We start from the raw sequence: 9,369 nt of genomic DNA, 5'->3' as shown, positions 1-9,369 counted from the left end.
ATTCAGCCAATGATAAGCGCTTTGTGATCGCATTTATAGTTGATATATCGGAGCGCAAAAAAGCTGAAGAGAAGGTAAAGAATTATTCAGTTGAGTTGACCAAACAGGTAGAGGACAGGACCCTGATTTTGCAGGAAGCTGTGCATGAACTGGAAAGAACAAAAGAGGAGTTGAATGACGCCCTGGCAAAAGAAAAGGAACTGAATGACATGAAGTCGAGATTTGTGTCAATGGCTTCACATGAATTCCGGACACCTTTAGCAACTATACTTTCATCCTTATCCCTTGTAAGCAAATATCATGGACCGGAAAATGAAGAAAAGCGTAATAAACATATCACCCGTATAAAATCGGCTATAAATAATATGACCGATATATTGAATGACTTCCTGTCGTTGAGTAAACTGGAAGAAGGAAAAATAGCCTGCGATCCCGAAAAATTTGATCTCAAAGCATTTGCAGAAGAAGTGGTTCAGGAAATGTCATCAGTTAAAAAGAACGGTCAGACAATCGAGTACAAACATACCGGCAAAGAAACGATTGTGAACCTGGATAAAAAGCTGATTAAAAATATTTTTTTCAATCTCATTTCAAACGCGATCAAATTTTCGGATGAGGACAAACAGATTGATGTTCAGACCCTTATTGATAATAAGGGTGCAAGCATAGTTGTCCACGATAGGGGAATCGGTATATCTGAGGAAGATAAGGAACATTTATTTGAACGCTTTTTCCGGGGCCAGAATGCTTTTAATATACAGGGAACCGGGCTTGGGTTAAATATTATTTTAAAATATATTGAATTAATGAACGGTGAGATAAGTGTTGAAAGTAAATTGAATGAGGGGACTACATTTACAAGTCGTATCAATAAAAACCAATAAATAAAATGAAGAAAATCCTTTTAATTGAAGACAACAATTATATGCGTGAAAACACAGCCGAGATACTTGAGTTGGCCAATTACAATGTTTTAACAGCCAAGAACGGCAAGATTGGCGTTGAGCTTGCGCAAAAAGAGCTCCCTGATCTTATCATCTGCGATATTATGATGCCTGTGCTTGACGGTTACGGAGTGCTTCACATGCTGAGTAAAAACAATGAAACAGCCAGTATTCCGTTTATTTTCCTAACTGCTAAAACCGAACGGAGTGATCTGCGTAAAGGAATGGAAATGGGTGCGGATGATTATGTGACGAAACCCTTTGATGATATAGAACTGCTTCGCGCGGTGGAGAGTCGCCTGAAGAAGACAGATCTGCTTAAAACAGAGTATTCAAAAGGAGTGCAGGGCGTTTATGATTTCCTGGATGAGATCAAGAATATTGACGATCTTAAAAAAATAGGCGATGGCAGAAAGACCTTTAAATACAAAAAGAAAGATGTAATATACAGTGAGAGTGGCTACCCCAGCGGTATTTACCTGATAGTTAAAGGAAAGGTAAAGACCTATAAGACCAATGAGGATGGTAAGGAGTATATTACTTCGTTATTCAAAGAAGGTGATTTTTTCAGTTACTCTGATCTCCTGGAAAATACTACGTATACCGAATCAGCCGCTGCTTTGGAAGATACCGAAGTGAATATTATACCTAAAGAGGATTTCTTCACGCTAATTTATAAGAATTCTGAGGTCGCCAAACGTTTTATCAAACTGCTGGCTAACAATTTGATAGAAAAAGAGAACCAATTACTTAAGTTAGCTTATAACTCGGTAAGAAAAAGAGTGGCTGAAGCATTGGTGCAGCTTCAAAAACGTTATACTTCGGCTGATGCAGCGGAAAAATTCCAGATGGCTATATCACGTGAAGATGTAGCGAACATGGCCGGCACATCTACCGAAACGGCTATACGAAGCTTATCTGATTTTAAGGAAGAGAAACTGATCGAGATTAAGGGAAGTACAATTACTTTGTTGAATCTTGCGAAGCTTGAAAATATGAAGAACTGATCCTCGGTAAACGGTAAGCCTCCATTTACTGTCATTCTGACTCACTCAGATAAAAGCAATTCATTGGCTCTCGCAAGGGCATTATCAATATTGGTAAGTACGTTTTCCTTGCCGATCAGACCCAGAAGCCCTGATTTCTCAAACTCTTTATAAACCTCATGTTGAATTCCCGATATCACAAGTCGCGTCCCTTGTTTTTTTGCTGCTTTGTAAACTTCCTCTAACGCATGAAGACCGGTGGCATCAATTACAGGCACTGCCCGCATACGTATAATGAGCACCTGTGCCTTATCTTTTAAAACCCGCATGGATTCTTTGAATTTGTATGCAGCTCCGAAAAAGAATGGGCCGTTTATTTCAAAGACCTCTATTCCTTTAGCTACAGTATATTTCTGGATCGCCTGAGGATCATCTTTTTCAGCCTCATCATTTATTTCCTGAGTGATAATGTTTACGTTACTTATTTGTGTCATCCTTCGCATGAATAAAAAAGCGGCCAATACCATACCTATCTCAATAGCAATGGTCAGGTCAACAAGAACGGTGAGTAAAAAAGTTGAAAGTAGTACGGCTACATCACTTTTTGGACCTTTCAACAAACTAACAAATGATTTCCATTCACTCATGTTGTAGGCAACTACAACCAGTATCCCGGCCAGCGATGCGAGCGGGATAAGTCCGGCGAATTTTCCAAAGAACAACATGATAAGTAATAATGTGATCGAATGTATGATCCCGGCAACAGGAGTGCGTCCGCCGTTTTTAATGTTTGTTACCGTGCGGGCAATGGCGCCGGTAGCAGGAACGCCGCCGAATAAGGCAGAAAATATATTTGCCCCGCCCTGTGCAATAAGCTCCATATTTGACCGGTGATTGCCACCCATCATACCGTCCGCGACTACGGCCGAAAGCAAGGATTCAATACCCCCGAGCAAAGCAATGGTAAAAGCCGGCTGGATCAGGTTTTTAATGGTTTGAACATCGAGATCGGGAAGGAGGGGAGCAGGCAGGGTTGAGGGGATCGCTCCGAATTTACTGCCAATGGTTTCAACGTCAAGATGAAAAAAATATACTGCGGCTGTAGCGCCGATGATCGCAATCAATGATACCGGAACCTGAGAATTGAACCTGGGAACAATAAATAACAGTAAAGTGGTTCCCGCTGCTATAATGATAGCCGACAGATTCACTGTACTGAAATGCTGAACGTAATCCGTCCATTTGTCAATAAAATCAGCCGGTACAGCACCCATGTTCAACCCGAAAAAATCTTTCATCTGTGATGAAAAAATGATCAGCGCAATTCCACTTGTAAAGCCAACGATCAACGGGTGAGGTACAAATTTGATGACGGAACCCAATTTGGCTACTCCCATAATGATCAGCATAATCCCGGCTAAAAAAGTAGCTATGATAAGTCCGTTAACTCCGTATTGCTGAACAATCCCGTAAACAATAACAATAAAGGCGCCTGTCGGGCCCCCAATCTGAACCTTGCTGCCTCCGAAAGCGGAAATAATAAAGCCGGCAATGATTGCGGTAAACAAACCTTTTTCGGGCGAAACACCCGAAGCAATGGCAAATGCGATAGCAAGGGGTAATGCGACAATCCCGACAATGATCCCGGCAACAAGATCTTTTTGGAATTGTTCTTTTGAATAATCTTTAAGAGTAGTGAATAATTTTGGTATCAGCATACTATGCATTTCTTACCCAAAAGTAAGAAGAACACTTATAATAGGGGAGAGTACGGACGATGTAATATTAACTTCCGGCTGTTCATTACAGATTCCATCTGACTTCCTGAATCATCCCGGCTGTGCAGCAATCAGGATCCAATCATTTTAATCATAGTCAATTTCATTCGGATTATTTTCATACTTCAGATTACTTAACGCTTCACCTTCGGTATTTTGTTTTTGAAGGGTCCAGGCATCTGTAGAGGTTGTCTCCAGCCAGCTTTTTCCCGATTTCCGGAATATCTGTAATGACAGGCCATAAATATCCTGAAAGTGTTGTTCAAGATCGCCAACTGTCATTTGAGGTACGATAGTAATATTTCCCTTTTTATGGATAGTCCGGCATTCACCGATGGTTTTGGAGTTGCTCTTCATTAATTTTTTTGCCGAGCCTCCGCCTTTGGTATGTGGCTTCGAAAAAAATTCAAGTTTAAGATACGGAAACATTGTGTTAAATTCCTTTTGAATCGCACTGATCTTCCTGCTGTCACTTATCTTAATTTTCATAGTTCAGATATTTTAGTTTTTCCGTTATATATTACTCGTGAATTATTAATAATGGTATATGGGTGTGAAAAGCCATCTTACGGGTATTGCTTCCATTGAACAACAGGTCAAAAAAGCCATGTTTGCGTTTCATCATCACCAAAAGATCCGCGTCATGGTCTTTAAGATAATTATGAATTCCGTGTATAGTATCAGTGTCGCTGAATTTCACCATTTTGTGCGACACTTCCGAAAGTAAAGTGTTTGCTTGTTTTTCCGCTAAAGCCTCTTCAGGACTCATTTCCTCATATTCTTGTTTTATATTCAGAGCTGTTATTCTTGAGTTAAAGCATCTGGCTAATTCAACAACGATATTAATGTTGTTTGTGTTTTCAATTTCTTTAAAGTCGAATGCGAAAACAATATTACCAAGTTTACCCGGACCGGCTTCAGGTGGAACAATCAGTACAGGCACTTCTGATTTTTTAGAAACAGCAGTCGCGGTACTTCCCAGCAATTGGTCAAGCTTTCCCGATCCGCTTATACCCATTACAATGAGATCGGTCGGATTATTCTGACTATATTCTACTATTTCCTCTGTTGTAAATCCCACTTTGGATACAGTATTTATTTTTACACCCGGATATTTCTTTTCTAACTCACTTTTCTTTGCTTTGAGCGTATCCTTACTATCCTTTTCCAGTTCATCGAAAGTAATGGTTATTACAGGAGCATCACCCGCGATAACCGGTACGTGAAAGCAATGGAATAAAGTAATGTCCGTATTGGACTTTGCCGCAAGCGCAGCGGCATACTCAACTGCATTATTAGCTGTATCCGAAAAATCGGTTGGTGCTAAGATATTTTTCATTTTTATTTATTTTATAACGATTTCGCTTTTTGTATAAATTCCAGTATTCCTATCAGGTAATCAACAGATATAACATCCCAATTAGCGGGCATAACAAGTAATGCTATCAGTAATATTAAACGGGGAAATACAAATTGAATATCCCACATTGGCTTGATTATACTAAACGCTATACATACCATCAGGAGATCGATCCCGAGTAAGTAAAGTGCAATTGACTTGAATAAACCAATGATGAGCATAAACCCGCATATAAGTTCAATGTACGAAGTATATACTCCCGCCCATGTAATCATCCACGCTGGAAGTTTGTGATCTTCCAGCGGTTGTTCAAACGCGTGTATCACGCTATGAACTTTTATATGAAAGACTTTATCGAACCCCTGTGCGAAGAACAACACGCCCAAAAACACCCTGACTATAAAACTTGCCGCCATATAATTATAAAACATCATTTTCTATTTAAACATTATTGACAAATGTAGAACATACTCATATTCAAATTAATGAGTATGCTCATTGTAAGATATGATTAATATCAGCCCGAAAGAAAAGTACATATAATTAGGGTATCAGGGCTGCCATTTCTTCTATGTAATAGGTATTATATCCTAAGTAAAATACCTAAATTAAATTCTCATTTTCAGGTATTTATACGTATTTTTTTTGTTGAAAATTTGTTTAAAATTGTTTCTGTTAAAAGGTGGCTCAATATTCGTTACGTAAAATTTGCTTGAATATTTTTGAAAAGATATTAACAGGTTGATAAATCCGACCTATCGCATAAGCATTTTTCTTTTTTGAAACTAATAAAAACTGCCTGTCAATGGAAAACATAAAAATTTTGTTTCTTGAAGACAATGCGTTTGATTTGGAGCTTATAAAACGCGAGTTGCAGAAGGCGAATATTTCATTTACTTCCAGGTTATCAGCTACCAGAGAAGAATTTATAGATTCTCTCTCCTCTTTTTTGCCCGATATAATTTTATCAGATCATTCATTACCGCAGTTCGATTCCCTTTCGGCACTCAGAATAGTCAAAGAAAATTATCCTCACATACCATTTGTTCTGGTTACAGGATCTGTGTCTGAAGAGTTCGCTGTAAAATGCATTAAAGAAGGAGCGGAGGATTATATTTTAAAAAGAAATCTGATGCGCTTGCCTTCACTTATAGAAAATGTGATGAACAGAACATATTTGAAGAAGGAAAACGATGTCATAAAAAATCTGAATGAGGAACTTAAAAAAAGGCAGCAGGTTATTTCTCAAAAGAACAAGGATATTACCGATAGCATAGAATATGCCAGGCAGATACAGAATTCAATTTTGCCTGAGAAGCGGCTCTTTTTAAAAATGTTTCCCGAAGCATTCATATTATACAGGCCAAAAGATATTGTGAGCGGCGACTTTTACTGGTTTACCGAGTACAACGACAAGTATCTTGTTGCCATTGGTGATTGCACCGGTCATGGTGTTCCCGGGGCAATGCTTTCAATGATCGGTTATCATATGCTAAATAATATCATTCATTTGAGGAACATAACCCGACCCCAGTTAGTTTTGGAAGAGCTTAATAAGGGAATTTGTGAAGTGTTTAAGCAAGGTAAAAGTGATAACTCTCTCAGCGATGGCATGGATATATCTTTTTGTTCAATTGATAATAAGCACAATACTTTAGAATACGCCGGTGCCAGGCGTCCGATCTATATTATGGGCAAAAATGGATTCATGCAAATAAAGGGATGTCCTTTTTCTATCGGCGGAATGCAAAGTGAAAAGCTCAGGTATAAAAACAACATCGTAAAACTAGATCATGGTGATAAAATTTACATGTTTACTGATGGCTATACCGATCAATTTGGCGGGAGGAATAATAAAAAAATGAAAGCAAGGAGATTCCGGGAAATATTAAAGGAGATCAGCACATCTAAAATGTCGGCCCAAAGACGTATACTAAACGATTACATCAATGAATGGAAGAACGGATTCGACCAAACGGATGATATTTTAGTTGTTGGTATCGAAATTCAGCAGACAGCCATTCAATCGGGAAAGCATACTGTTATTAATGAAAAAAAATGGGAAGCAATAAATAAGTATTCCGTTATACAAACACTATGAACAGAACTCTTTATATTTTGAAGTTCCTCTTTTAAAATTCCATAATTATATTCGCTCAGCGGATTCAAACTTTGTTTTAAAGTACTGCATTTCATTTATCTGTAACTTATTTTAAGCAGGCTCGTTTCAGCCTTAAAAAGTTTAATGCATCATGTTCTTGCTTCAGGTAAATTCAAAAGGGTATTTTCCAGGGATTAAAAACTTCCTCCCTCCGGTTCCTCCCTCCAAAAATTAAAATTAGACCGAACATGAAAAAATCCCTATTTTTACGCTGAATCACCCCGCCCGGGTGGCGAAATTGGTAGACGCGCAGGTCTCAGAAGCCTGTTCCGTAAGGTGTAGGAGTTCGAGTCTCCTCTCGGGCACGTGGTCTTAAAACCCTCAATTGATGAGGGTTTTAAAATTTATGGGGGTTACTCGGATCAAGCGGGAATGTTGGGGATTTTATTTAACTACCTAAATAAGTTAATAAATATTATAGAGTTTATGGATACTACCTCTCTGCTGTCAATTTACAGGTGTTTTGCGTTTTGACTAAATTTGGATTATGTCAATAGTTCCATTGAAAAGCATAAGAATTTTGGTTGGCTTACTAGTTTTTGGTGTGTTTTACAATTTACCTGCAAGTGCCATTGTATCACACAACGATTCAACCTGTCATAATAAAAATTGCCATCAATGGCATATAACCAAAACCTTTTATGAAGATGGTAAGATCAAATCGATCAAACGAGGGAAACACCCAAGGGGTTCTCATTGTGACGTAACTGATGGTATTTGTAAAACCCGGCAAATTGAAAAATCGTTTTACAGCAATGGGAAATTAAAGGAATATAAGGAGTTGAAGATATCAGGCAGCGGTTGGACGGAAGTAAAATCCAGGTCTGTACTTAAACAATACGGCTTTTCGGGAAGACTGATCCGTGAAGTGAAGAAACTAAATGGAAAAACTGTTTATGAGAGGAATTATTGACATTACTGTATTATCTTCATGATAAAATTGAATTAGTATGGAATACAGGAAACTTGGCAGATCAGGATTGCAGGTAAGCGCATTGTCACTTGGCTCGTGGCTGACTTTTGGTAAACAGATAAATGACAATACAGCCGAAGACCTGATGAGTGTTGCGTATGAGGCCGGTGTTAATTTTTTTGATAACGCCGAGGCCTATGCGAATGGCAAATCGGAAACTGTGATGGGTGCTATTTTAAAGAAGATGGGCTGGGAGCGAAGCTCGTACGTGGTATCGAGTAAAGTGTATTTCGGTGATGGCGGTAAACTGCCCAACCAAAAAGGATTGAGCCGGAAGCATATCATGGAAGGCTGCAATGCTTCTCTCAAACGATTACAATTGGATTATGTAGATCTCTACTTTTGCCACCGGCCTGATAAGAATACACCCATTGAGGAAACCGTGCATGCCATGAATACGCTTATCCAGCAAGGAAAGATACTTTACTGGGGAACATCGGAATGGAGCGCGGCTGAACTAATGGAAGCATTTCTTGTTGCCGAAAAGGATCGCCTGATAGCTCCCACTATGGAACAGCCTCAATACAATATGTTTGAGCGCACCAAAATGGAAAAAGATTTTTTACACCTGTTTAAACATTATGGTTTGGGAACTACGATTTGGTCGCCGCTGGCCTCCGGATTGCTTACGGGTAAATATAATGCCGGCTTACCCGATTCTACCCGCGTGAGTATGGAAGGCTTACAGTGGTTAAAGGACGGACTTCTGGTGCAGGATAAAATAAACAAAGCAAAACAACTTACAGAGTTGGCTAAGAGCATGGGTGTAAGTGTTACGCATTTATCATTGGCCTGGTGCCTGAAGAATCTATTCGTGTCGTCGGTTATACTGGGTGCAAGTAAAGTTGAACAGTTGAAAGAGAACCTGAAATGTTTGGATGCTGTTGCCAAACATACTCCTGAGGTGATGGAGAAGATCGAAGCTATTCTTCAGAATAAACCTGTGCAGCCCGGATATTAAGCTGACGAAAAGCAGGTTGTTAGATTTTGGTTGTTAGTTGGTTTCATGTCCATGCCTGACAACTAATACCAATTATAAATAAAATATAGTCCAATATTTTGCATGTAGATTTTTTTTATTACTTTTGGACTAAACTATAAATATAATTCTATGTCTCATCCAAAATCGTTAACAATTAAGGAGAGTGTTCAGGAATTATCACACTT

9 protein-coding genes and 1 tRNA gene are annotated in these 9,369 nt (G+C 38.9%); 6 read left to right on the top strand and 4 right to left on the bottom strand.

Annotated elements, in window-relative coordinates; all coding sequences use genetic code 11:
- On the top strand, positions 1-884 hold an 884-nt coding region (locus HYU69_15060), incomplete at its 5' end, for a HAMP domain-containing histidine kinase (GenBank protein ID MBI2271661.1).
- 5 nt (positions 885-889) lie between these two features.
- Positions 890-1,951: a response regulator gene (locus tag HYU69_15055; GenBank protein MBI2271660.1), complete on the top strand. Its 1,062-nt coding sequence runs from the start codon at positions 890-892 to the stop codon at positions 1,949-1,951.
- Positions 1,952-1,992: 41 nt separating this feature from the next.
- Here HYU69_15055 and sulP read toward each other — a convergent pair whose 3' ends face one another.
- The 4 genes from sulP to HYU69_15035 form a co-directional block, all read right to left on the bottom strand.
- Complete coding sequence (gene sulP / locus HYU69_15050; protein ID MBI2271659.1) at positions 1,993-3,648, bottom strand: sulfate permease; 1,656 nt, start codon at positions 3,646-3,648, stop codon at positions 1,993-1,995.
- A 147-nt stretch (positions 3,649-3,795) separates the two neighbouring features.
- A complete protein-coding gene (locus tag HYU69_15045; GenBank protein ID MBI2271658.1) occupies positions 3,796-4,197 on the bottom strand; it encodes a hypothetical protein in 402 nt (133 codons plus the stop codon).
- A 31-nt stretch (positions 4,198-4,228) separates the two neighbouring features.
- Positions 4,229-5,047, bottom strand: a complete 819-nt coding sequence (locus HYU69_15040; GenBank protein ID MBI2271657.1) for a universal stress protein — start codon at positions 5,045-5,047, stop codon at positions 4,229-4,231.
- An 11-nt stretch (positions 5,048-5,058) separates the two neighbouring features.
- The gene (locus HYU69_15035; GenBank protein ID MBI2271656.1) at positions 5,059-5,502 is read right to left on the bottom strand and encodes a DoxX family membrane protein; all 444 of its coding nucleotides are present in this window, start codon (positions 5,500-5,502) and stop codon (positions 5,059-5,061) included.
- Positions 5,503-5,873: 371 nt separating this feature from the next.
- Here HYU69_15035 and HYU69_15030 point away from each other — a divergent pair, with 371 nt between their 5' ends.
- The 4 genes from HYU69_15030 to HYU69_15015 all read left to right on the top strand — a co-directional run bounded on the left by HYU69_15030 (position 5,874) and on the right by HYU69_15015 (position 9,163).
- Positions 5,874-7,169, top strand: a complete 1,296-nt coding sequence (locus HYU69_15030; protein ID MBI2271655.1) for a SpoIIE family protein phosphatase — start codon at positions 5,874-5,876, stop codon at positions 7,167-7,169.
- Between the two features lie 283 nt (positions 7,170-7,452).
- Positions 7,453-7,534: transfer RNA gene (locus HYU69_15025), tRNA-Leu, on the top strand.
- Between the two features lie 182 nt (positions 7,535-7,716).
- A complete protein-coding gene (locus HYU69_15020) occupies positions 7,717-8,142 on the top strand; it encodes a hypothetical protein (GenBank protein ID MBI2271654.1) in 426 nt (141 codons plus the stop codon).
- Positions 8,143-8,179: 37 nt separating this feature from the next.
- On the top strand, positions 8,180-9,163 hold the full coding sequence (locus HYU69_15015) for an aldo/keto reductase (GenBank protein MBI2271653.1): 984 nt from the start codon (positions 8,180-8,182) through the stop codon (positions 9,161-9,163).
- Positions 9,164-9,369 lie beyond the last annotated feature (206 nt).

This window comes from Bacteroidota bacterium, from assembly GCA_016183775.1.
In the GTDB taxonomy this organism is placed as follows: domain Bacteria; phylum Bacteroidota; class Bacteroidia; order JABDFU01; family JABDFU01; genus JABDFU01.
Note: the sequence above shows the minus strand (reverse complement) of the source record. Positions and strands in the feature narration are given on the sequence as shown.

What these genes read in the sequence shown, in the direction of transcription:
- HYU69_15040 (MBI2271657.1), bottom strand. Translation starts at nt 5,047, where the DNA reads ATGAAAAATATCTTAGCACCAACCGATTTTTCGGATACAGCTAATAAT.
- sulP (MBI2271659.1), bottom strand. Translation starts at nt 3,648, where the DNA reads ATGCTGATACCAAAATTATTCACTACTCTTAAAGATTATTCAAAAGAA.
- HYU69_15030 (MBI2271655.1), top strand. Translation starts at nt 5,874, where the DNA reads ATGGAAAACATAAAAATTTTGTTTCTTGAAGACAATGCGTTTGATTTG.
- HYU69_15035 (MBI2271656.1), bottom strand. Translation starts at nt 5,502, where the DNA reads ATGATGTTTTATAATTATATGGCGGCAAGTTTTATAGTCAGGGTGTTT.
- HYU69_15015 (MBI2271653.1), top strand. Translation starts at nt 8,180, where the DNA reads ATGGAATACAGGAAACTTGGCAGATCAGGATTGCAGGTAAGCGCATTG.
- HYU69_15045 (MBI2271658.1), bottom strand. Translation starts at nt 4,197, where the DNA reads ATGAAAATTAAGATAAGTGACAGCAGGAAGATCAGTGCGATTCAAAAG.
- HYU69_15020 (MBI2271654.1), top strand. Translation starts at nt 7,717, where the DNA reads ATGTCAATAGTTCCATTGAAAAGCATAAGAATTTTGGTTGGCTTACTA.
- HYU69_15055 (MBI2271660.1), top strand. Translation starts at nt 890, where the DNA reads ATGAAGAAAATCCTTTTAATTGAAGACAACAATTATATGCGTGAAAAC.